A 24,181-nucleotide genomic window follows, 5' to 3' on the forward strand; every position below is an offset into this window, starting at 1 on the left:
GCTGATGCATAAAAAAGGCTTCTGTTCTTGTCTTATTCATTATTATTTTAGAGTGATCGGTGTGTTTGGTATAGTGAAATCTGCTTCAGAAAGTTTTTTGACGTATTGAGCTAAAAATTCTTCTCTGATCGTCGCTTGCTTTCCATTTAAAACATACATTGTCGTACGAACGGCAAAATTTCCATTGCCGAGATCGACCATACCAAAGATAGTTGGTCCAGATTGAATGCTTTCAGAAAATTTTTCTTTCAATTCTTGATTTACTTGATCGATGATCGTTATGATTTGATCATAGCCTTCATCGGGCATGATGCGGACATCGATTAAGACTTGCATATTTGAACGAGAAAGATTGCTGATCGTAGTGATATTGCGATTAGGAATGAAATGAACGGTGCCGTCCAGCGCCTTCATTTGAATCGTTCGTAAGCCGACAGAAGTCACAGTGCCTTCGATTCCTAAGGCAGTTAAGCGGACATAATCACCTACGTCCATTTGCTGCTCCAAAATGATAAAAAAGCCAGTAATAATATCGTTCATGAATCCTTGTGCCCCTAAACCAATGGCGACACCAGCAATCCCGGCACCTGCCAACAACGAGCCCACTGGCACGCCAACAGTTGTTAATAAGGAATAGATGAAAAAGAAAAACAGCGTGTATTGAAAGGCATTGTTGATCAAGGTATGCAAGGTTTTTAAACGGCTTTCACTAAAGGATTGCTTTTTACTATAGTTGCTATAAGCACGATCAATCAATAACTTGCCCACTCGATTAAGAATGACAAAAAGTAAAATCAATAAAAGTAAGTAAATCGTTTTTTCGATCACGGTAGCTAAGATTTGATCCCAATTGATATTGTTCCAAAAGCGTTGGAGCGCATTGATTTTAGTTTCAGTTGCCGCTTTTATATCTACGACGGAATCTACAGTGCTGTCTAATGTTTCAGTAGAAACGGATTGTCCAACAATAAACAAGGGTAGCCCAACTTTCTTTTTAAAATTTGTCTTGATCAGAAACGAGTTTTTTTCTGTCATAGTAATAGTATACTTTAAATTGAAAAAAGATGTAATTATTTCTGAAAAAAGGTTAACAAAATGATTGGGAATGTGTTACAATATTCTGAAAATAAGGAGTGATCGTATGACATTAGACTGGAATAATTTAGGCTTTGATTATATAAAAACACCATTTCGCTATATTTCAATGTGGAAAGACGGCCAATGGGACGATGGAAAGCTGACAGAGGACAATGTTCTTCATCTGCACGAAGGCTCCGCTGCGCTTCATTATGGACAACAGTGCTTTGAAGGGCTTAAAGCCTATCGCTGCAAGGATGGTTCTATCAATTTATTCAGAGTAGATGAAAATGCTAAACGAATGAATCGAAGTGCTAAGCGTCTTTTGATGGCAGAGGTTCCAGAAGAGAAATTTATTCAAGCAGTTGAAGAAGTTGTCAAAGCAAATGAAGCATTTGTCCCGCCCTATGGAAGTGGAGGCACACTTTACATTAGACCTTTATTGATCGGTGTAGGTCAAGGGATCGGTGTGCATCCTGCTCCAGAATATCTATTTACAGTCTTTTGTATGCCGGTCGGTGCTTACTTTAAAGGTGGTTTGGTTCCGACGAACTTTATTGTCTCTGACTATGATCGTGCTGCACCACAAGGAACCGGAGCAATTAAAGTGGGCGGCAACTATGCAGCAAGTTTATTACCAGGTGAAGAAGCGAAGGAAAGAAGCTTTTCAGACTGTATCTATTTAGATCCTGCAACCCATACAAAAATTGAAGAAGTAGGTTCAGCCAATTTCTTCGGGATCACAAAAGATGATCGATTTGTCACACCATTGTCTCCTTCGATTTTACCAAGTATCACGAAATATTCATTACTATACTTGGCTGAGCATAATCTTGGATTAGAAGCAGCAGAAGAAGATGTATATCTTGATTCTCTTGATCAGTATAAAGAGGCTGGTGCTTGCGGAACAGCCGCTGTGATTTCTCCAATTGGAGGTATTCAGACCCAAGATGAGTTTCATGTGTTTTACAGTGAGACTGAAGTTGGACCAGTTACTCAAAAGCTCTATGATGAATTGACAGGTATTCAATTTGGAGACCTTCCAGATCCAGCTGATTGGATCAGAAATATAACAGTATAATCTGATAACACTTTTTCTATAAGACGGAAATGACGATGTATGCGTGATTTCCGTCTTTTTATATTGATGAAGAAAATTCTTAGCTTTTCCATCTAGACTTTTTAGGAGTATAATAAAATAAGAAGCTATTTTGATAGAAAGGAATGATGGTTACATGACTTTTGAAACAACAAAAAAATTAGCAAATGGTTCAGTTATTCCACGTTTAGGATTAGGTGTCTGGAAAGTGGAGGACGGAACAGAAGCAGTCGATTCTGTGAAATGGGCGCTGGAAAGTGGGTATCGTTTGATCGATACTGCTGCAGCGTATAAAAACGAAGCAGGTGTAGGTAAAGGAATCCGCGAATCTGGTGTGCCCAGAGAAGAGATTTTCGTCACTACTAAATTATGGAATGCTGATCAAGGATATGAATCAACACTAAAAGCGTTTGATGAAAGTTTAAAAAGACTTGATTTAGATTACGTTGATCTATACTTGATTCACTGGCCAGTAGAAGGCAAATATAAGGACTCTTGGCGGGCGATGGAAGAAATTTATCGCAGCGGTCGTGCAAAAGCGATAGGTGTTTCTAATTTTCATGAGCACCATCTTGAAGAACTGTTGAAAGATGCCACCGTTTCACCAGCCGTAGATCAGATTGAAATTCATCCAACATTGACACAAGAGCCTTTACGCCGTTTTCTAGCAGATCATTCTATTGCGGCAGAAGCGTGGTCACCTTTAGGCCAAGGGAAAATTCTAGAAAATCCTGTTTTAGTTGAAATTGGGAAAAAATACGATAAGACTGCCGCACAAGTAATCATCCGCTGGCATCTTCAAAACGACATCATTGTGATTCCTAAATCCGTACACAAGGATCGTATTAAACAAAATTTTGATGTATTTGATTTTGAACTAACGGAAGATGAACTTGAACAAATTAATCAATTAAATACAAATGAACGTTTAGGACCAGATCCAGATAATTTTGATTTCTAAAAAATAAGTAGTTTTTTTAATGAAAAAGGGGCAAGACTGAAAAATATCCTTCAGTCTTGCTCCTTTTTTGTTAACTATCATAGTGAATTGACAAAATAATCAAATAGTCCAAACTCTTTTGGCTCTACATCGAAACGTAGTTCTGGGTGCCATTGAACCCCTAAAATGCGTTGTTCAGGATCAATCGACTCAATTCCTTCTATTAATCCATCAGAAGAAACAGCACTGATTTTCAATGATTCTGCTAATTTGTGAACGGCTTGATGATGATAGGAATTGACTTGTGCTTGTTCACCTAATAACGGATAAAGTAAACTATCCTGCTGAACGTTTACCTCATGAGTAGCAAATTGAGGCAGTGTTGGTTCTTGGGTATGCTTGATCTCCCAGTTAGAATATAGAGAAAGATCTTGATACAGCGTACCGCCTAAAGCAACATTGATCAACTGCATGCCTCTACAAACCGCAAAGATAGGTTTGTTTTGTTTGATTGCTTCTTTGATCAACGCAAGTTCAAATTCATCACGATTTCGATTGGTTTCTTGAAGCTTTGGATGAGGGGCTTCACCGTATAAATCAGGTGAGATATCTTGTCCTCCAGCTAATAATAATTTATCGATTTTCGCAATATATGCTTTTGCAGCTTCTGGTGAATCTATAGGTAAAACAAGCGGCAATCCTCCAGCTTGTTGTACAGCTGTTACGAATCCTTGCGGTGTATATGATACGTGGTTTCCGTGAAAAACATCAACGGAATGAATAATTTGGTTAGCGGCTATGCCGATAACTTTTTGCATGAAATCACATCCTTATTAGTTCTGTAGCATTAGTTTATCATTGTTTCTCAAAAAAGAAAGTTAAATGGCTCGCCCATTAAAAAGAAGCACAACTAGGCAAGAGGCCTAAAAGTGCTTCTGAGTTTGATTAACGAGCTCGGATCACTTCAATTTTATATCCATCAGGATCAGTGATGAAGTAATACGATGGAGGAGTGCCAGGCAAACCTTTCATATCAGTAACGTTAAAACCAGCATTTTTTTGTTCTTCGTGCAGTTTTTCGATTTCATCCGTGCTAATAGCAATATGACCGTAACCATCTCCTAAGTCGTATGCTTCGTGGTCATAGTTATACGTTAATTCAAGCTCGTACGCATCACCCGGTAATGTTAAATACACTAGCGTAAATTTATGTTCTGGAAAATCACGGCGACGACTTTCTTCAAAGTTGAACGCTTTTTGATAAAATTCCAGTGACGCGTCTAAATCTTTGACACGTACACAAGTATGGGCCATTTTCATATGCGGCATCTTCCTTTCAAAATAAAAATATATCACAGATAAAAATCTGTCGATACTCATATAGTAGCATAGACTTAACAGTGAATGGGATTTAAAAGACAAGATAATACTTGTTCATTAGAAAATTCTCATGTAAAATTGAGTTAAATGTAAAGGAGCTGTTTTTATGGAAATACCGTCATTCGGTGAAAAATCGGAAACGTTGGTTTATAAAAAAAGGCTGGGTGCCTATATTATTGTGTCTAGAAATGATAATAGTGAGATTGTTTTAATCCAAGCACCGAATGGGGCTTATTTTTTACCTGGTGGAGAAATTGAACAAGGAGAAACCAAGGAAGCAGCGATCAATCGTGAAATGCTGGAAGAGTTGGGGATTGAAGTTGTGATTGGTGAGTATTTAGGTCAAGCAGATGAATATTTCCATTCACGGCATCGCTGTACGGATTATTATAATCCAGGCTATTTTTTTGTGGCTGATGAGTGGAAGCAGGTTTGTGAGCCACTAGAAAAGACAAACGAGATTCGCTGGGTAAGTGTTGAAGAAGGGATCTCTTTACTAAAACGCGGTAGTCATAAGTGGGCAGTAAAAAAATGGCAATGAACGCCAATGCATTCAAAAATTGAAGAGATAGAAATTTAAGAAACACTGTGAATAATAATGAGTTTACGCAGCGTTTTACATGTTGTGATGAAAGAAGAAGGGGTGAGCTAATGAAATTATCTGTTTATGTTGCTAGTGGCTTTAGCAAGGATCAAGAAGGAGGAAATAAAGCCGGAGTTGTATTTATGGACAATCCATTGACTACTGCTCAAAAAATGGCTGTTGCCAAACAATTAGGTTATGCAGAAACTGCGTTTATCTCGGCATCTGATCGTGCTGATTATAGATTTGAGTATTTTACACCAAAAGAGGAAGTGGCTTTGTGTGGACATGCTACAATCGCTTCATTCGCTTTACTGATGCAAGGAAATAAAATCAGTAAAAATGAATACACGATAGAAACAAACAGTGGTATACTTACGATTTCTATAAAAGATGGTATGATCTTCATGGAACAAAACAAACCGATATTCTATGATATTTTATCTCCAAATGAGTTTGACGATTGTTTTGATAGTCAAGCGATCGATCGTACATACCAAATTCAAGTAGTTTCCACAGGATTAAAAGATATTTTAGTTCCTATAAAAAGTGAAACAGCATTAGAAGCTCTAAAGCCTGATTTTGAGAAAATTGAAGAGATCAGCCAGAAGCATGATGTGGTCGGGCTGCATTTATATGCTTTTACTGATGATCGAATCATCTGCAGAAATTTTGCTCCGCTTTATGACATTAATGAGGAAGCGGCGACTGGTACTTCAAACGCAGCACTCGCTTGCTATTTGTATAAACATCGTTACTTGCAAAAAGAGCTGTATGTGTTTGAACAAGGCTATTCGTTAGAGTCGCCTTCTGAAATAGTCGTTAAATTAGCGACGAATAGCGACAATGAAATAGTCAATGTTTTTGTTGGTGGCAAAGGTCATTACTGTGAAACAAAGACTTTAACTATTGACAATGATGAATAAAAATGAAAGTTAATCATAAAGACCACTCGTTGATACGGGTGGTTTTTATGATTTTTCTCTAACTATTTCGGTTCAGATTTTGTTTTTGCTAGAAACAATTAGTGTCATGAATCAAGCCAGTAAACTACCTCTTGATGGGGATACTTTACAACAGTGGTATCGTTTTTGTCAGAGAGTTAGTTTTTCTGCTGAAGCAAAAAAGTAGAGACCACTTTTTGTGTTTGAGGCTGACAAAATAAGGCATAAAAAGAGATTGAAACCCTTTCATAAACCGCTTATATTGAAATAGAACCAATAAGTCGTACGCTTGGTAAAAAATCAAGAGGGGTGTTGCATATTGTTAAGTGATATGATCAAAAAAGAATTTATTCAGTTAGAACTTGAAGTGACTGATTGGGAAGAAGCGATTCGCCAATCCGCTGCACCTCTGTTGAACTTAGGAAAAATCACCGATGAGTATGTTGAGAAAATTATTGAAACGACTCGAACGGTTGGGCCCTATATTGTTGTGACAAAGCATGTTGCCTTACCACACGCGCCAACTCAATATGGTGCCTTGGATTTAGCGATGGGGATCACTACATTAAAAACGCCAGTCATTTCTGGGAATAAAACGAATGATCCAGTCAAGTATTTGTTTTGTATGAGTGCTAAGGATAGCGAAACGCATTTAGAATCAATGGCAGAGCTGGTAAATTTACTGAGTGATAAAGAGTTCTATCAAGTATTAGATTCTGCAAAAGAACCACAAGAAATTTTGACGTATATATATGAAAAGGAATAGGAGATGAAAGCAATGCATAAAGCACTTATTGCATGTCGAGCTGGAGTAGGATCAAGCTTGATGTTAAAAATAAAGACAGAACAGGTGATCAAAGAACACGGGTTTCCAATTCAAGTGGAGCATTCTTCATTGGATGCGGTACCAGGTTTTGATGGCGATTTATTGATCACGTTGGCAGACGTTGCAGAAGAATTAAAGACACAAGGCTTGAAGCAAACAATTATTGGAATCAACAATATTGTTGATAAAGTTGAAATCGAAAGTAAGCTCAATGCTTTTTTGAATCAAGAATAGAATAGCTCGTTTAAAGGAGATGAAAATTAGTGGATTTTATCATTAGCTTTTTAAGTACACCCGCAATCCTATTAGGAATCGTTGCATTTGTCGGCTTGGTCACTCAACGCAAAACAGGAACCGAGGTTTTAACAGGAACATTTAAGACAATCATTGGCTTTATGGTGTTTAGCGCAGGTGGTAGTTTGATGACTGGGGCACTTCAAAATTTCAATAAGTTATTTCAAACTGGCTTTAATATTGTTGGTGTTGTGGCTTCGCCGGAAGCTGCGACAGCAATGGCACAAGAACAATATGCATTGGTTACATCGTGTACACTGATTCTAGGCTTTTTAATGAACCTGGTTTTTGCTCGAATCACACCGATGAAAAATATCTTTTTTACTACAGGACATAGTTTATTCTTTGCTTGTGTTCTATCATTGATCATCAAATCACATGGTATTTCTGATGTAGCAGCTATTATTTTAGGAGGAACGATTTTAGGATTCTGTTCGGCCGCACTTCCACAATTATGTCAGCCATTTATGCGCAAAATAACTGGTAGTGACGATACAGCTATCGGTCACTTTAATATGATCGGGTATTCATTGTCTGGTTATATCGGAAAGCTGTTTAGTAAGCACGAAGACAAAAGTACGGAAGATATCAATTTCCCAAAATGGTTATCATTTTTTAGAGATTTCTTGATGGGTGTTGCGGTGATTATGCTCATTCTCTTTTATGTATCCGCTTTAAAAGCAGGGCGTGAAGTGACAGAAGAACTTTCTGGAGCAACACATTGGCTTGTTTTCCCAATGGTACAGGCATTTACATTTACTGCCGGGATGTCTATTTTGATGACTGGAGTTCGTATGTTCTTAGCGGAAATTACAGCTGCTTTCGTTTCAATTTCAGAGAAGTTTATTCCTAATTCTCGACCAGCTTTAGACGTACCGACTGTTTTCCCATATGCTCCCACAGCGGTTATCGTTGGATTTCTATCTGCATATGCCGCGGGGTTAGTAGGAGTTGCGATCATGGTTATTTTCAAATTTCCAGTCGTAATCATTCCAGCTGCTCATATCTGTTTCTTTTCCGGAGGAACTGCTGGCGTTTTCGGTAATTCAACAGGTGGTTGGCGTGGTGCTGTTGCCGGTTCATTTGTAGTCGGATTATTGTTGGCTTTTCTACCGACAATTCTTTATCCGGTGTACGGAAGTATGGGCTTGGAAGGTTCGACGTTCCCGAATATTGATTACAATGTTATTGGAATTTTCCTTGAAAAACTTTTAGGTCTTTTTTCTTAACATTCAAAACTGAGTCCGGAACAAAACTAGAAAACAGTTTTGTCTTGGACTCTAAAACTTAATAAACGGTGGAAACAGAAGAAACTACTACGCTAAGATCACATCAGCTAACGCATACAGTTTCACTATTGTTCAAAGAAGAACGTGAAGCTAGCAAAATGCTAAGTGCTAAAGCACTGAGATTTGAAGACTTCGGAAATAAGCTGACACTTCTGTTCAACCTAAGTTTTAAGAGTAGATAGGAGGAATACGCATTGGTAGAGGATACAGAGCAGGTGCTAACCGACTTTTTTAAAACAACTTCGGAAGAATTAATGAAATTTATTCAAGAAATATCAATCGATCCATTATTTGCAGCTAGAGATTTGATTATAGCTTCGGAAAAGAAGGGCGGACGTGTCCATGTTACAGGAATAGGAAAACCAGGGCATGTTGCAGTATATATCGCTTCATTACTTTCATCCACTGGCACACCTGCTTACTTCTTGGACGGAACAGAAGCAGTACATGGCTCATCAGGACAAGTAAGAGCAGGGGATGTAGTGGTGTCTATTTCTAATAGTGGAGAAACGGAAGAACTGAAAAAAACGATACAAACATTAAAAAATAATGGGGCTAAAATTATTTCTGTGACTGGCGGGGAAAGTTCATGGCTTTCTCAAAATAGCGATTGTTTTCTCTTCGCAGGGGTAGAAAAAGAAGGCGATTCATTGAACAAGCCGCCGCGTGCATCAATTTTAGCAGAGCTTTTGATTCTACAATCATTAAGTGTTTTATTACAAGAAGAAAAAGGTCTGACAAATCAAGAATATGTCAAATGGCATCCTGGCGGTGCATTAGGAAAAAGTATATTGGAACAGCAAATAGGGGGGATCAGGAATGAAGCCTAAAGGAATCATTACCGCAATGGTAACTCCATTAGACAAAACAGATCATATCAATGCAGAAGCAACAAAACAATTGGTCAATCGACTGATCGAAAAGAAGGTTGACGGTCTGTTTATTTTAGGGACCAATGGAGAATTTCATAGACTAACAGATTTGGAAAAAATTAGATTTGCAGAGCTGGTGATCTCAGAAGTGAATGGAAGAGTACCCGTTTATGTTGGTACAGGTGGTAATAGTACAGCTCAAGTGATTGCTCTTTCGAAAGAAATGACTGCAGTAGGAGCGGATGCATTGTCTGTGATTACCCCTTACTTAGTTAAGATTACTGAAAATGAACTACTTCACCACTATTTATCAATAGCTGAAACGCAGATTGCTCCGCTGATGTTGTACAATATACCTAAGAATACAGGAATAACCATTACTAAAAATGTTGTGGAAAGACTTGCAGACCATCAAAATGTGATTGGAATCAAGGACAGTAGCGGGGATATTGAAACAATCAAACAATACTTAAACGCGGCAGAAGGTCAAGCGTTCTCTGTTTTATCAGGATCTGATTCATTGATTTTGGAAGCCTTAAAAATTGGTGCAACAGGAGCAGTTGCGGCAACCTCAAACGTATTAACTGAAATAGATGTCGCTATTTATCGTTATTGGTCACAAGGCAAACTTAAAGAAGCACAGGAAATGCAAGAGAGTATAGAAGCATTTAGACGAATATTAAAACTAGGTACCGTTCCATCTGTTTTAAAGGCGGCGGTTCGACAACAAGGCATTGATGTCGGTGCTGCTAGACTACCTGTTATGGAACCAAATCAACAAGTGATGGCAGAAATTGAACAGACGATGGCAAACTATTTAAAAAAATTCGGTTCTTTATAAAAGGAGAAAATAAATGTTTAAAACAAAAATATTAACACGTATTGAAGAGTCTGGCATTATGGCGATCGTCCGAGTAGAAACGATTGAACGGGCAATTGAAATTACTGAAGGCTGTTTAGCCGGAGGTGTCGATTGCATGGAAATAAGTTATACTTTACCTAATGCCGGAGAAATCATAAAACAACTAAGTGAACGGTATGACGAAAGGCTTTTGATTGGTGCTGGAACGGTTTTAGATAGTGAAACAGCCAGGTTAGCGATCTTAAGCGGAGCTAAATTTATCATAGCACCTAACTATAATGAGTCTGTATGTCGATTGTGTAATCGTTATCAAATTCCTTACATGCCAGGCTGTACGAGCATCACCGAAATGCTCACCGCTATTGAAGCTGGGGCAGCAATGGTTAAAGCCTTTCCGATTTCGTCCTATTATGGTCCATCACTCGTTGCAACGATAAAAACACCAACTCCTTATCTACCGGTCATGTCCTCTGGCGGAGCGAACTTAGAAAATATTGATAAGTGGCTTGAAAGTGGTGTTGATTGCATCGGTGTAGGTAGCCTTTTGACCAAAGGAACAACGGAAGAAATTTCAAAAAATGCCACACAATTAAGGCAAGCAGTTATTTGTTATAGAGCATAAGCTGACGTTATTATGTGAAAGATTGTTTTATAAGGAGGGGATCTAATGACAGATGAACGTTCCAGAAAACTGATGAAACGCTTGGTTGAGCGGTCAGTGCATGAAGTAAATGAGTTAACAGCTCAAACCGGTCTGACAAAACGACAAGTAGAATATTCTTTGGAAAAGATCAACGAATATGTTGGAGCCGACAATGGCTGGAAATTAGTGATCGAAAACAATCGAATCATTTTGAATGACCAAGTGCGTGAGCAATTTATTTCTGTGCTGTCAGACAGATCCTATGCAAAACAATACTTAATGAATGCGTTCGAGCGGACAAATTACTTATACTTACTTTTATTTTATTGTGGAGATGAGTATCTCTCAATCAGTCATTTTATCGAAGAGCTTGGGGTAGGGAAAACGACCATTATCAATGATTTGAAAAATCTCACACTGCAACTTGAAAAAGAAAATATACAGTTGGCTTATACTAGGAAAAATGGCTATTATTTGTCAGGTGATGAATATCAAATTCGTTATTATTTGATGAAGATGATCATTTGGGATTCTACTGAAAACAACACTAGTTTTATTTATGATCGGTTTATAGAAAGGCATCATATTGAAACGGTTGAAACGATGAGGCAACTATTGGAGCAATACACCAAAAAATATAGTATTTCGTTCGTTGAAAATCGTTTGACAGAATTTATCTATACGTTTATCTTCTTGAAGAAACGTTTGTCTGATTTTCCAGTAAAGTTAAATGACAAATATCAATTACCTGCATTAACAGCTATGAATGAATATCAATTTTCTAGAAGCATATTGGATCATTTTGCTATTAATGAAGCTTCTGCTGCACTCTATCTCTGTGCTTGGATACTAGGTTTGTCAGTTGGACGGGAAACAATTCATAGCAAGGATACAGAAACGATCATGATCTTAGTGAAGCGAATCATTTTACGCTTTGAGACGATTTCCGGCATTCGCTTTAATAATAGAGAAGTGGTTATTCGTCAGTTGTATTCACATCTTCGTCCGGCATATTATCGCTTGTTTTTCAAATTACCGATCGTCAACCCGCTCCACGAAAAGATCAAAAGTGAATATGGGGAACTATTCAATATTGTAGAAGAAACACTAAAACCGTTTGCTTCACTTTTTGAGCATCCTATACCAGAAGATGAGATCGCCTTTTTGACGATGCATTTTGCTTCACTCTGTTCAACGTTCGATGATTGTCTAACAACTCAAAAAGTTGCATTGATTGTTTGTCCAAATGGCATTGGCAGCTCATCCATTGTTTATACCGAATTAAAAACACTTTTTCCTGAACTGTCCTTTTTAGGTCCAGTTGAAACAAGTGAGATCGAGCAGTTATCTAATTCCTATGATTTGATTTTTTCAACAGTGCCAAATATTCGGCTTTTTTATACGAAAAAACCAGTGTATATCGTTAGCCCAATCATGACAACAAGTGAAAAGTATCGCTTGATCAGTGATGTGTATACACAGATCGGTAATTTTAACTTTAAATTGCCGGCAGTTGATAAAATTATGGAAATTGTGGAACGACATGCTGCTATCAATCAAAGTGCCGGTCTAGAGAAGGAATTATATGAGTACTTGATCAATCAAAATGAAGCTGTAGAAGAAACAGATGATGGTCCAGGGCTTCAGGAAATCACTGCACCTGAGCTGATTCAATTAAACATGAGCGCTAAAAACTGGGAACAGGCAATTCGCTTATCTGCTGCTCCGTTACTAAAACAGGGACGGATCACACGGAATTATATTGAGACGATGATCGAAACAGCGAAAAAAGAAGGCCCGTATATGGTGATTTCCAAGCAAGTTGCTTTACCTCATGCCAGACCGATGGACGGCGTGCTGCAGTTAGGCATGAGCATCACCGTTTTAAAGGAACCGATCGTCTTTGGCAGTAAAGAAAATGATCCAGTGAAATATGTTTTTTGCTTAGCTGCCACAGAAAATAATCGACATTTAAATGCTATGGTAGAGTTGGTAAGATTGTTGGAAGATCCCGAGTTTTATTCAATACTTGAAACAAGTCAGCAGTCGGAAGAAGTTTTCGGTTATTTATCACAAACTACTGCTCTATTAGAGAAATAAAAAAGACATAGAGGGCTTGGCGTAACTGCAGCTGTTACAATGTTTTGCTGCAGTTATATGCTTGCTCTCCTATGTCTTGCTTATTATATATATTTTAGTAAAACTTCAGCAACGCCGTCTTCATCATTGCTGCTTGTTTGAATATCTGCTGCTCGCTTGATGTTTTCAGTTGCATTGCCCATTGCCACACCGATACCAGCATATTCGATCATCGATAAGTCATTTTCATTATCTCCAATGGCCATCGTTTCTGATTGATCAATTCCTAAATGTTCCGCAAGCTTAGCTAGGGCATTACCTTTGCTCGCTTCTTTGTTTAGGATTTCAAAATAAAATTCAGTACTTTTGACAGTCGTGTATTTACTAGTAAATGATTCTGGCAATTGGCTGATTGCTTTATCTAAAACATCCGGCTCATCGATCATCATCATTTTAATGATCGACATATCTGGTGTCATTTCATCGACTGCCCGGTATTTCAAAGGCATGTCGACTAGGTAAGCCTCATGAACGGTGTATTTTCCGATATCACGATTGGCGGTATAGACAGCTTTATCATCGATTGTATGCAAATGCGTACCGACTTTTCTGGACATTAATTCGATTTCTAGAAAATCGTCATAACTTAACGAGTATTGGGAAATGATCTCGTTTGATTTTGTTGCCTGCACTAAAGAGCCATTATAGGTGATTACGTAATCATTATCACCATATAAATCTAACTCAGTTAATTGTTCTTTTACGCCTGGCAAGGGACGACCTGTGCAAAGAACGATATAAATCCCTTTTTCGTTTGCCTTTTGCAGAGTTTCTTTCACTTTCGGGGTGATGTTTCTGTTTGAATCAAGTAAGGTTCCATCGATATCTATAGCTACTAATTTGACTGACATAAGTTCCTCCTGTAAATTTCTTCTTATATTTTTCCTTCAACTAAAGCGCCGTTATGAATGTATGCGGCAAATTCGCGATAGGTTTCATCGAATAAATCATAATGCTGTTGTCTTTTCGGATCGATCATTTCTTTTGGAAAATAGAAACGTTCATCGATCTGTGTTTGACCGGCTAAAGCAGCAACCAAGTGGCTGACTTTTGACAATTCGATCAGAGTCCCATCTTTTTGCATGATTTCGATCTGAGTTCGATGACTATTTTTTTCAGGCCGATAAAAATCATAGGGAAGGTCATAACTCGAATTGATGGCTGTATAATACTTTGGATTATATCCGACTTTTTCGATCAATGCTTTCAAATGGCGAATGGTCACAGAATCACGATTACCAGAAAAGGTTGCCGATTTAAGTGGCTTACGGATTAAGAAACGATTCGCTAAGTCTGTAAGAATTGGGTCCGGCAACGATGTCCATTGGGTGAAATACGTATTTAAAACACCATCATCTAATTTTAAATAATCTTGAAGTGAATAATTTCCTTTGAAAAAGGGCACCAATAGCTGTGAATGAAGCTGATAATCTTCAGACTGATCTTCATATAGCTCTTTTGCACGGTTGAGAAGGTGATCTAAAATCACTTCCATTCCGCGTGAAACAGGGTGGAAATAGACTTGCACGTACATTTGGTAACGACTAACAATGTAATCTTCTACGGCGTGCATGCCATTCATAGCAAAAGCTAAGCCGTTTTTATAAGGACGAATCACACGTAAAATTCTCGTTAAATCAAACGTGCCATACTCAGTTCCTGTAAAATAAGCATCACGCAATAAATAATCCATACGATCGGCATCGATTTGACTGGAGATCATTTGAACCACTTGAGGATTAGGATAAGTTTTCATGATTACGCTAGCGACTTTATTAGGGAAATCTGCTGACACACGGTTCAAAATTTGAAAAACTTCTGTTTCTGGCGACGTTATGATTTCAACGGTCACAGCTTCGTGATCGGTTTTGAAAATATGTTCGAATGTATGCGAATAAGGTCCGTGTCCTACATCATGTAATAATGCAGCACATAATGCTACCAACCGTTCATTATCATCCCAACCTTCATCACCTAAGCGTTCAGAAGAATAATTCCGTTGGAAGATATCGCAAATTCGGCGAGTGATTTCATAGACACCTAACGAATGAGCAAAACGACTATGTTCTGCGCCGTGAAACGTAAAAGAAGCAGTTCCAAGCTGTTTGATTCGCCGTAATCGTTGAACCTCAGCTGAATTGATCAAGTCTAAAATCACTTGATGCTGTACATGGATATAATTATGAACAGGATCACGAAAGACCTTTTCGATCGGTAAAATTTGATATTTATATGGGGTTGGCATCTTTTCACTCCTTTTTACTGTATAATACAGAGATTTTATAAAAAAGAAAACATTATTCCAGCATCTGATTCCGCTGTTTCATTTTTTCTAGTTGTTTATTCGTTTCATTCATAAACCATTCTGTTTGCAACAAAGTGGGGATTTCCTGCTCATCAATTATCGTTTCTAAGTTCGTCTGTGTTACGACATCGAGGAGCCGTTTTTTTACTTGATCAACAGAAAGACGCGTGTGCAGTAAATCTTCCAGATTGGCCATCACAGTTGGATCAACCGGGGGATACCCATTTTTTCCGAAATCATCCCCTAAACTGACTTGGTAAAAATCTCGAACGCTTTCACCTCGTTTTTGCTGATCGCCATTTACGCTTAAATAAATCATGATAGAAATACCATCTTTCACGCGGCGTTGGGCAATACCGGCAAATTTTTTGCCGTCAATACTTAAATCAAATGTACCGGGACAATAGGATTCAGTGATTTCATAGGCATCAATCGGATGAGCAGCATCTTCGAATGCATGTTTTATCCATTCCCACATCAAGGTGTATCCTTGATCGATGCTTATTTTTTTAGCGTCTGTATTTGGGATGATCAAAGATACATTCAAAATTCCTTTATCTGCTATAACACCTAAGCCACCGGCGTTACGGATGATCGTATTATAACCGGCGTGCTTTAAAGTGCTGACTCCCTTGGCAAGGTTTGAGACTCTTGTGTCTTTCATACCGAGGATCATCGCTTGATCCAATTGCCAAAAGTGGATGATTGGCTGTTGATTTATTCCGGCAAAGGTAGTCAAAACATCGGTTAGTGCGAAAGGCATAAAGTAGTCCTTTTTCGTTAGACATTGTTGATCATATAAAAAAACAGTATCAACTTGAAAGAGAGATTCTAAATTATTCATCTGACTCATCATCCTGCTTTACTCGTGAGACATAGTCTTTGACTTCTTTATTCATTTGATTGTATTCATTGGTGAACCGCATCGGTTTACTAATGATACGCATTGGCATCGTTGCAAGAAATTTACTAAAATCCTGTCTAGCTTCTTCTGTCAAACGCCCGGGTTTTGAAACTAAACGTTCATAAAGATAGTGGTAAAACTCATTCATAGCATCGATATCGATACTCATTTGATTATGGCATTCTTCACACTCAATACTGGAAATGACTTCATTCATATATTGAATATCGTGTAGGGTTTCTTTTTGGCAATGCATACAAAATAACATTGCTTCTTCATCATGAAATAACATCTTATCTACCTCCATAGTCTATTATATACGATTTAATAGAAAAATCATGCATCTCTGAGTATAAATAAGCATTAAAGTCGATATTTCTTAAAGAAATTAAAAATATTGGGGAAAATCTTGCTATTGAAGGTAGAAAACGATAATATATTTACATATGATTTGGTTCGGAACATTTGTAAAGGGGTGGAGGCATGAATTCAGAAATGAGTGCAACGAAAAATAGTGAACAAATGAATAGTATTACAGGACTGAAAAAAATGTGGGAAATTCGCATTTTTGAAGAGCTGATTCAGGAATTGTTTGATGCTGGAGAACTTTACGGCACGATGCATTTATGCATTGGACAGGAAGCCACAGCAGTTGGAGGAGCTGGAATTTTAAAGCAAAGTGATTGGATCGTTTCCACACACAGAAACCATGGTCACTGCATCGCCAAAGGAACGGATATTCGGGGCATGTTTGCTGAGATGTTGGGGAAAAAGACTGGTACTAATCAGGGAAAAGGCGGCAGTATGCATATTGCAGATTTGGATGTCGGCAATTTGGGATCAAATGGAATCGTCGGAGCTGGCTTTCCTATTGCGGCAGGCGCTGCACTTAGTGCTCAAATGCAAGGGACTGACCAAGTGGTTTTATGTTACGCTGGGGATGGAGCGACGAACGAAGGTAGTTTTCACGAAGCACTGAATTTGGCTTCCATTTGGCAGTTGCCGGTGGTCTATTTTATTGAAAATAATCAGTATGGTATGAGCAGCTCGATTGAACAGATGGTGAATATCGATAAACTTTCCGATCGGGCAACAAGCTATGGGATCGAAGGAATCACGATTGATGGCAATGATCTGGCACTTGTCTCAAAAACGGTGGCTGACGCAGTGGCTAAAGCACGTAGCGGCAAGGGACCAACCTTGATAGAAGCGTTAACCTATCGCCATAAAGGTCATTCTAAATCCGACAAACTAATGTACAGAACCGAAGCGGAATGCCGCCACTGGCAAAAATACAATGATCCGATTGTTCGCTTGGAGACCGAGTTGATACAAAGTAAGCAAATGACGCCGGATGAAATTCGACAATTAGAAGACTCGATCCGAAAAGAATTTACTGCAATCGTTGCTTCTGTTAAACAAGATGAAGAACCAACAATTGCTGATCTATATACACATGTGTATGCGGAGGAAAACAGATGAGAACGATCACTTATTTACAAGCAGTCAATGAAGCACTTGATGAAGCTTTAGCTCAAGATGAACAGGTTTTTCTTTTAGGAGAAGATATTGGGATCTATGGCGGCGGCTTTGGTGCAACACAAGGGCTGCAGGAAAAATATGGAGTAAAAAGAGTTCGGGATACGCCTATTTCTGAAAGCGCGATTGCCGGTGCTGCCGTAGGTGCTGCTATGACAGGCATGCGTCCTATTATGGAATTACAGTTTTCCGATTTTATTACTGTAGCAATGGATCAGCTTGTCAACCAAGCGGCAAAAATCCATTATATGTATGGAGGAAAAGCGAGCGTGCCTTTAGTAATGCGAACCGCAGCAGGTTCTGGAACAGGCGCAGCTGCACAACACTCGCAAAGTTTGGAAAATTGGATGGCACATATTCCAGGATTAAAGGTAGTGCAGCCCTCGAGTGCTTATGATGCCAAAGGGTTATTACATGCAGCGATCAAGGATAATAATCCAGTCATGTTTTATGAACATAAATTGTTGTACAAAACAACTGGAGAAGTACCAGAAACTTCTTATGAATTGCCTTTAGGAGTAGCTGATGTTAAATTAGCGGGACAAGATGTGACAGTGATTGCTACTGGAATAATGGTCAATAAAGCGCTTGAAGCTGCTAGTATCGTAAGAGAAAAAGGTATTTCCGTCGAAGTGATTGACCCAAGAACCTTAGTTCCTTTAGATACAGAAACATTATTGCAATCAGTTGCGAAAACTAAACGAGTGATCGTTGTGACTGAAGCGGTTAAAAATAGTGGCTTTGGTGCAGAACTAGCTGCAGTCATTGCTGAATCTAAACTAGCTACCCAATTAGCCGCGCCCATTGCTCGTTTAGGCGGAGAATTTGTACCGATGCCTGCTCAAAAAGTGCTAGAGACACGAGCAACGCCACAAGTTGACTCGATTGTACAGGCAATTGAACAAACGCTGAGCTATACTGAGGTTTAGACATGAAAATTAGTGAAGATCGTAGAAAAATGTTGAAAATCGTGACAATGTATTATGAACAAGGATTAACACAAGCTGTAATTGCCAAAAAAATGGGGATTTCTCGTCCCGTTATTTCAAAAATTTTGCAACAAGCAAAAGATAATGGCATTGTTTCTATTTCGATTAAAGATGAGTCGGCTTATGTGGTAGAATTAGGACTCCGTATTGAGAATAAATATGATTTACGTGATGTTCTTGTTATACCGACAAATGAGCAAAAACAACCAGAAGCTATTCAAAGAGAAGTGAGCATAGCTGCTTCTTTTTATGTAAAGGAGCATCTGAAAGCTGATATGGCTGTGGGATTATCCTGGGGAACAACGTTGGCAGACATGATTGACGAAATGCCGTATTGTTCATTTCCATCGATCAATGTTTGTCCATTAGTCGGAGGCGTATCAAGCGAGCACCTTTATTTTGATACAAATCATTTAGTTTTTCGTCTGGCTGAAAAAATCAATAGTCGCTGTCAGTATTTTTATGCGCCGGCATTAGCGGAAAGTATTGAACTGGCAAATATACTAAATGAGACAAAATTAGTGAAAACCGCAATGGAACAGGCTAAGCATGTTGATCTTGCTATTATTGGTGTCGGCAATCCTAACGAAAGTTCTACATGGAAAAGATTGGGCTATATCGGGGAAGACGAAGCGAGACTTATAAAGCAGACCGATGTCAAAGGTGATGCTGTTGCTTCTTTATTTGACAAAAATGGACAAACAGTCAACAATGAAATCAGTCAGCGAATGCTGGGAGTCAAAGTAGAAGATTTAGTGCACATTCCTGATGTGATGGTAATTGCCTGCGGAGAAGAAAAAGCAGAAAGCATTAAGCCTTTACTATTAGGAAAATGTTGTACGATTTTAGTGATCGATCAAGCCATCGCTGAGGCAATCCTTTGATCGTATGTGAACAAAAGAGAATATGAAGGTGCTTTAAGGTTTGTTTTTTACTAAATATAGTAAAACGAGCACATAGAACTTTGATATTCTAGTTCAATGAGCTAACTTCTCGAGAAAAAGACAAAATGGAAAAGCGGTAAAGAGCACCGCTATTAGATTTTGCTATTTTCCAACGAAGTAAACCGAGCGCATTGAACTTTTAAAATAAGGAGCGTGTTATTTATGGATTTGTCACAAGGAACACCTGTATCGATTCAGCTTAAGACAGTTGTTGATCAAGCTGGAGAAAAGAAAAATTTTTATTTTGATCTGGATGGGCAGATCGTTAAAATTGGTGATACTTTATACATTCGCTATAAAGAAGAGCAGGAAGAAGGAGAACCAGTTCCTGTTACAATCAAGGTAGAACCAGATGGGAAAATTCAATTGATTCGAGCAGGGGGCTTGCGAATGCGCCTGAAATTTGCTTATCAGGAACGTCTGGATACGAGCTATAGAACGCCTTACGGATTATTTCAAATTACAACGTTTACCCGTAATTTGCGCTTTAGTTTAAAAGATCAGCCGGTAGCTGGAAGTATTTTAATTGACTATGATTTGTATTCACAGGCCGAAAAAATCGGGGAATATCATTTAGAATTAGAATTTACTGCGTAATTATGTAAGAATCAATTGATTTTTTCTCTATGTTTTTGTATGATAAAGAGTAGACTGTGAAAGGACGTGTACCGTTTGGAAATTAATGTATTTGACGGGTTGAACAAAGATGAACTATCCATGATCGAAGTTGCGCATGCAATTTTAGAACAACGTGAAGATGTGATGGATTTCTCTGATTTAGTAAACCAAATTCAAAATTATCTTGGAAAATCTGACAGCGAAATTCGTGACTCTTTAGCACAATTTTATACTGACTTAAATATTGATGGCAGTTTTATCTCTCTAGGAGATAACCGTTGGGGCTTGCGCTCATGGTATCCAATCGATTCTATCGACGAAGAAGTAACACATGGTTTAGAAGAAGATGAAGAAGATAAACCACGCCGTAGAAAACGTAAGAAGGTCAATGCCTTTATCATTGATGCAAATGATGAAGATGTGATCGACTACAATGACGATGATCCGGAAGATGCAGAATTGACTGATGAAGATGACGAAGATATTCTTTACGATGATGAAGATGACGATGAGGATGAAGAAATCAAAGCATACAACTCTGACCTTCAAGAAATCGGGGCTGATTCGGATGACGAAGAAGAAGAATTACCAGGAATCGAAGAAGATCTTACAATTATCGATGACGATGATGTAGATGATGACTTCGATGACGAAGACGACGAGTATTCTGAAGAAGAAGAATAAAAATCGAATCACAAGATTTGGACGAAAGTGTCTCGCTTATTTTTGGTTTCATCCGCTCTTAGATGTGGGTGAAACCGGAACAAAATGCCGACTGCTTTCGTCTTATTATTTAGCTGAATGCCAAAAATCTGGGTTGTTATTCTTAGAATGACAGCCCAGATTCGTTGTTTTTTACAAAAGAACGACAAATTTGTTGACAAATGGTCTATATCTTTGTAAACTATCACTGTTAACAAAACGAATAGCGTTTTCATGTGACTAGATAATACTAGGCATGGAAGAATTTCTTTAAAATATGATATACTCATATTTTGACGGGATTGTTCTATGCTTTTTTTGTTGTCTTGGCACAGGAATGCGGACAATCTACTTCTGCAGAAGAGGAATGTTTATGAAAATCAAAAAGGTGCTTAACCAAAATGCAGTACTTGTTGAAGATGTCGGACAGGAAAAAGTGGCTGTTGGCAAAGGCGTGGGATTTAACAAGAAGAAAAACGACTTATTATTCCCACAACAGGTGGAGCGAATGTTTGTGATGGAGCCGGATGGAGTAAAAAAACTTCAGGTTCTACTATCGCAAATAGACGAAAAGTATTTCTTTGTAACGGAAGAAATCATTGCTCATGCTGAAATGGTTTTAGGTGAGAAACTGAATGAACATATCAATATCGGGCTAAGTGACCACATTGCATTTGCTGCTGAAAATATTCAAAATAACATTATTGTGCGAAATAAGCTCTTACATGAGATCGAGATTTTATATAGCGAAGAATTCGCAGTCGCGCAATGGGCAGTTGATTATTTAACGCAAACATTGGAAATTCCATTTAGCTATGATGAAGCAGGATATATAGCGATCCATATTCATAGTGCTCGTAGTGGGCGAACGGATAACAGTAAAAGTATTCGTGAAGTCACCATTGTTTCAGAAATTATTCATTTAATCGAGCAAGAGTTAGGAATCAATATTCACGATGAAAAGATGAGCTTGAGTTATTCAAGGTTAGTCAATCATCTGCGCTTGTTTATTCATCGTTTTCAACAAAATCAATATGCAGTCTTGGATGATGAAATTTTAGATGTTGTCCGTAAGAAATACGCAGAAAGCTACGAGATTTCCAAAAAAGTTCAAGTTTTGTTAATGAGGAACTTTCACTATCAAGTTCCAAATGAAGAATTAGGTTATCTGGCGATTCATATTGAACGCTTGAGGATGACCAAATAAAAGAATAAGGGGAGATACAAAAAAATGAAAGCATACATGCAAAGAATGGGACGTTCATTGATGCTTCCTGTAGCCGTATTGCCGGCAGCAGCGATTTTAATGGGGATTGGTTACTGGATCGATCCAAATGTAATGACTGGATTAGGAGATCCGAATTTCTTATCTGTTTTCTTAGTTAAAGCAGGCGGCGCAATTATTGATAACTTACCAGTGCTATTTGCAGTTGGTTTAGCATTAGGCATGTCAAAAGACAAAGACGGAGCGGCTGCACTTAGTGGGCTTGTTGCCTTTTTGGTGGTAACGACATTACTTTCAAGTGCTGCAGTTGGCGCAATGAAAGGAATTCCTGTAGAACAAGTTGATCCAGCGTTTGCTAAAATCAGCAATGCCTTTATCGGTATTTTATCTGGTTTAATTGCAGCAGCGATGTACAACCGATTTAGTCAAGTGAAGCTGCCGATGGCTCTGTCATTTTTCAGTGGAAAACGATTAGTGCCGATCATGACAGCTTTAGCAATGTTAGTTGCTTCTGGCGTATTATTCTTTGTATGGCCAGTCGTATTCTCTGGCTTAGTAACATTCGGAGAGTCTATTTCTAAATTAGGTGCGGTCGGTGCAGGTCTTTATGGATTCTTTAACCGTCTATTGATTCCTACTGGATTACACCATGCTTTGAACTCTGTATTCTGGTTTGACGTAGCTGGTATCAACGATATCGGAAACTTCTTATCTGGTGCTGGTGAAAAAGGTGTTACTGGTATGTATCAAGCAGGATTCTTCCCAATGATGATGTTTGGTTTACCTGCTGGAGCATATGCGATTTATCGTAACGCTCGTCCAGAAAAGAAAAAAGCAACAGCTTCATTGATGATCGCAGCAGCATTTGCTTCATTCTTTACTGGTATCACTGAACCTTTAGAATTTTCATTTATGTTTGTTGCTTGGCCTTTATATGTTTTACATGCTGTTTTAACTGGTATTTCATTATTTATTTCAGCCATTTTCCAATGGACAGCAGGATTTGCTTTCAGTGCTGGTTTAGTCGATTTCGTATTAAGTTTACGTAACCCGATTGCAAACCAACCATATATGTTGGTTGTTCAAGGTTTAGTAATGGCAGTTCTGTATTTCGTTGCATTTGACTTTGCCATCAAAAAATTCAACTTAATGACTCCAGGTCGTGAAGAAGGTGAAGGCGAAGAAACACCGGATGTTGCTACAAGCGGAGATAACAAATTTGCAGTATTAGCAAGCAGAATCTACCAAGGTCTTGGTGGTGATGCAAACGTAACTTCTATCGATAACTGTACGACTCGTTTACGTTTAACTGTCGCTGATACAAGTAAAGTTGATCAAGGAAAAATCAAAGCTACTGGCGTTCCGGGAGTGAAAGTGATTGATGATACGAATATTCAAGTAATCGTTGGTACAGAAGTTCAGTTCGTTGCTGACGAAATGAATAAAATTCGTAATGGTGCTGCACCTGTTTCGGGTGAACCTGTAAAAAAGCCTGAGGTGAAAGAGGAAGCGCCAGTAACAACTGCAACTACGAAAGAAACTGAGCTGTTTTCTGTAGCAAACGGAAAAGTGATTCCAATTTCAGAAGTGCAAGATGATGTGTTCTCAGCTAAAATGATGGGTGATGGGTTTGCCGTGATTCCAACTGATGGAGAAGTAACGACTCCTGTCGCTGGTAAAATCACAAGTATTTTCCCAACAAAACATGCATTAGGCATTCAAACAGATTCTGGCATTGAAGTATTATTGCATATGGGCTTAGATACTGTTGAGTTAAAAGGTGCACCATTTACTTTACATGTAGAAGAAGGACAAGTGCTAAATCAAGGCGATAAAATCGCAACAATCGATTTAGCAGCACTTGAAGCTGCAGGTAAAAAATCTGATTTGATCGTTGTTTTCACAAATCAAGATGTTGTTGAAAATTATGACCTAAGTAAATCTGGTCAAACAGCCGCAGCCAATGATCTTATTGGTAAAGTGACTGTAAAATAAGTTAGGTTAATT

Annotated in this window: 25 protein-coding genes; 18 read left to right on the plus strand and 7 right to left on the minus strand. The window is 38.4% G+C overall.

Translation table 11 applies throughout. The annotated features are described in order from the left end of the window. Positions 1–42: 42 nt before the first annotated feature. Positions 43–975: a mechanosensitive ion channel family protein gene (locus BCR25_RS18280; RefSeq protein WP_069665160.1), complete on the minus strand. Its 933-nt coding sequence runs from the start codon at positions 973–975 to the stop codon at positions 43–45. Positions 976–1,141: 166 nt separating this feature from the next. Between BCR25_RS18280 and BCR25_RS18285 the strand changes: the two genes are divergently transcribed. Beyond that, entirely contained in the window at positions 1,142–2,158 is a 1,017-nt protein-coding gene (locus BCR25_RS18285) for a branched-chain amino acid aminotransferase (protein WP_069665051.1), read from the plus strand. Between the two features lie 154 nt (positions 2,159–2,312). Beyond that, positions 2,313–3,137 carry an aldo/keto reductase gene (locus BCR25_RS18290; RefSeq protein WP_069665052.1) on the plus strand — a complete coding sequence of 275 codons (825 nt, stop codon included), beginning with the start codon at positions 2,313–2,315 and terminating at the stop codon, positions 3,135–3,137. A gap of 77 nt (positions 3,138–3,214) precedes the next feature. Here BCR25_RS18290 and BCR25_RS18295 read toward each other — a convergent pair whose 3' ends face one another. Together BCR25_RS18295 and gloA are read right to left on the minus strand one after the other, a co-directional pair. After that, positions 3,215–3,934, minus strand: coding sequence for a gamma-glutamyl-gamma-aminobutyrate hydrolase family protein (locus tag BCR25_RS18295; protein ID WP_069665053.1), 720 nt, complete (start codon positions 3,932–3,934; stop codon positions 3,215–3,217). A 127-nt stretch (positions 3,935–4,061) separates the two neighbouring features. Next, positions 4,062–4,436: a lactoylglutathione lyase gene (gene gloA / locus BCR25_RS18300; protein WP_069665054.1), complete on the minus strand. Its 375-nt coding sequence runs from the start codon at positions 4,434–4,436 to the stop codon at positions 4,062–4,064. 166 nt (positions 4,437–4,602) lie between these two features. Here gloA and BCR25_RS18305 point away from each other — a divergent pair, with 166 nt between their 5' ends. The 9 genes from BCR25_RS18305 to BCR25_RS18345 all read left to right on the plus strand — a co-directional run bounded on the left by BCR25_RS18305 (position 4,603) and on the right by BCR25_RS18345 (position 12,909). Then, on the plus strand, positions 4,603–5,037 hold the full coding sequence (locus BCR25_RS18305) for an NUDIX hydrolase (RefSeq protein WP_069665055.1): 435 nt from the start codon (positions 4,603–4,605) through the stop codon (positions 5,035–5,037). Between the two features lie 110 nt (positions 5,038–5,147). Continuing rightward, positions 5,148–6,005 (plus strand): PhzF family phenazine biosynthesis protein, encoded by an 858-nt coding sequence (locus tag BCR25_RS18310; protein ID WP_069665056.1) that lies wholly within the window; start codon positions 5,148–5,150, stop codon positions 6,003–6,005. 337 nt (positions 6,006–6,342) lie between these two features. Next, complete coding sequence (locus BCR25_RS18315; protein ID WP_069665057.1) at positions 6,343–6,789, plus strand: PTS sugar transporter subunit IIA; 447 nt, start codon at positions 6,343–6,345, stop codon at positions 6,787–6,789. 12 nt (positions 6,790–6,801) lie between these two features. Continuing rightward, entirely contained in the window at positions 6,802–7,083 is a 282-nt protein-coding gene (locus BCR25_RS18320; RefSeq protein WP_069665058.1) for a PTS sugar transporter subunit IIB, read from the plus strand. Positions 7,084–7,112: 29 nt separating this feature from the next. Beyond that, positions 7,113–8,372 (plus strand): PTS ascorbate transporter subunit IIC, encoded by a 1,260-nt coding sequence (ulaA, locus tag BCR25_RS18325; protein ID WP_069665059.1) that lies wholly within the window; start codon positions 7,113–7,115, stop codon positions 8,370–8,372. 314 nt (positions 8,373–8,686) lie between these two features. After that, positions 8,687–9,262, plus strand: coding sequence for a KpsF/GutQ family sugar-phosphate isomerase (locus BCR25_RS18330; protein WP_069665161.1), 576 nt, complete (start codon positions 8,687–8,689; stop codon positions 9,260–9,262). Continuing rightward, complete coding sequence (gene dapA / locus BCR25_RS18335) at positions 9,252–10,145, plus strand: 4-hydroxy-tetrahydrodipicolinate synthase (RefSeq protein WP_069665060.1); 894 nt, start codon at positions 9,252–9,254, stop codon at positions 10,143–10,145. Before BCR25_RS18330 ends, dapA begins: the two co-directional genes overlap by 11 nt. 13 nt (positions 10,146–10,158) lie before the next feature. Further along, positions 10,159–10,788 carry a beta/alpha barrel domain-containing protein gene (locus BCR25_RS18340; protein WP_069665061.1) on the plus strand — a complete coding sequence of 210 codons (630 nt, stop codon included), beginning with the start codon at positions 10,159–10,161 and terminating at the stop codon, positions 10,786–10,788. Between the two features lie 45 nt (positions 10,789–10,833). Further along, a complete protein-coding gene (locus BCR25_RS18345) occupies positions 10,834–12,909 on the plus strand; it encodes a BglG family transcription antiterminator (protein ID WP_069665062.1) in 2,076 nt (691 codons plus the stop codon). A gap of 83 nt (positions 12,910–12,992) precedes the next feature. Here BCR25_RS18345 and yidA read toward each other — a convergent pair whose 3' ends face one another. The 4 genes from yidA to BCR25_RS18365 are packed head-to-tail and all read right to left on the minus strand — an operon-like array spanning position 12,993 to position 16,449. After that, positions 12,993–13,799: a sugar-phosphatase gene (yidA, locus tag BCR25_RS18350; RefSeq protein ID WP_069665063.1), complete on the minus strand. Its 807-nt coding sequence runs from the start codon at positions 13,797–13,799 to the stop codon at positions 12,993–12,995. 23 nt (positions 13,800–13,822) lie between these two features. Next, on the minus strand, positions 13,823–15,193 hold the full coding sequence (locus BCR25_RS18355) for an HD domain-containing protein (RefSeq protein ID WP_069665064.1): 1,371 nt from the start codon (positions 15,191–15,193) through the stop codon (positions 13,823–13,825). A 52-nt stretch (positions 15,194–15,245) separates the two neighbouring features. Then, positions 15,246–16,097: a lipoate--protein ligase family protein gene (locus BCR25_RS18360; RefSeq protein WP_069665065.1), complete on the minus strand. Its 852-nt coding sequence runs from the start codon at positions 16,095–16,097 to the stop codon at positions 15,246–15,248. After that, a complete protein-coding gene (locus BCR25_RS18365) occupies positions 16,090–16,449 on the minus strand; it encodes a hypothetical protein (RefSeq protein ID WP_069665066.1) in 360 nt (119 codons plus the stop codon). The genes BCR25_RS18360 and BCR25_RS18365 overlap by 8 nt, the downstream gene beginning before the upstream one ends. A gap of 191 nt (positions 16,450–16,640) precedes the next feature. On the opposite strand from BCR25_RS18365, the gene BCR25_RS18370 reads away from it, so the two are divergent. From BCR25_RS18370 to nagE, 7 genes are all read left to right on the plus strand, one after another. Next, positions 16,641–17,639 carry a thiamine pyrophosphate-dependent dehydrogenase E1 component subunit alpha gene (locus tag BCR25_RS18370; RefSeq protein WP_069665067.1) on the plus strand — a complete coding sequence of 333 codons (999 nt, stop codon included), beginning with the start codon at positions 16,641–16,643 and terminating at the stop codon, positions 17,637–17,639. Continuing rightward, positions 17,636–18,625 (plus strand): alpha-ketoacid dehydrogenase subunit beta, encoded by a 990-nt coding sequence (locus BCR25_RS18375; RefSeq protein WP_069665068.1) that lies wholly within the window; start codon positions 17,636–17,638, stop codon positions 18,623–18,625. Before BCR25_RS18370 ends, BCR25_RS18375 begins: the two co-directional genes overlap by 4 nt. A gap of 2 nt (positions 18,626–18,627) precedes the next feature. Next, positions 18,628–19,569 (plus strand): sugar-binding transcriptional regulator, encoded by a 942-nt coding sequence (locus tag BCR25_RS18380; protein WP_069665069.1) that lies wholly within the window; start codon positions 18,628–18,630, stop codon positions 19,567–19,569. Between the two features lie 222 nt (positions 19,570–19,791). Beyond that, entirely contained in the window at positions 19,792–20,226 is a 435-nt protein-coding gene (locus BCR25_RS18385) for a YwiB family protein (protein ID WP_069665070.1), read from the plus strand. Between the two features lie 75 nt (positions 20,227–20,301). Then, a complete protein-coding gene (gene rpoE / locus BCR25_RS18390; protein ID WP_069665071.1) occupies positions 20,302–20,931 on the plus strand; it encodes a DNA-directed RNA polymerase subunit delta in 630 nt (209 codons plus the stop codon). 391 nt (positions 20,932–21,322) lie between these two features. Further along, positions 21,323–22,156, plus strand: a complete 834-nt coding sequence (locus BCR25_RS18395; protein ID WP_069665072.1) for a PRD domain-containing protein — start codon at positions 21,323–21,325, stop codon at positions 22,154–22,156. Positions 22,157–22,180: 24 nt separating this feature from the next. Further along, on the plus strand, positions 22,181–24,169 hold the full coding sequence (nagE, locus tag BCR25_RS18400; RefSeq protein WP_069665073.1) for an N-acetylglucosamine-specific PTS transporter subunit IIBC: 1,989 nt from the start codon (positions 22,181–22,183) through the stop codon (positions 24,167–24,169). Positions 24,170–24,181: the final 12 nt, after the last annotated feature.

Origin of the sequence: Enterococcus termitis, from assembly GCF_001730305.1 — a bacterium.
Taxonomy (GTDB): domain Bacteria; phylum Bacillota; class Bacilli; order Lactobacillales; family Enterococcaceae; genus Enterococcus_L; species Enterococcus_L termitis.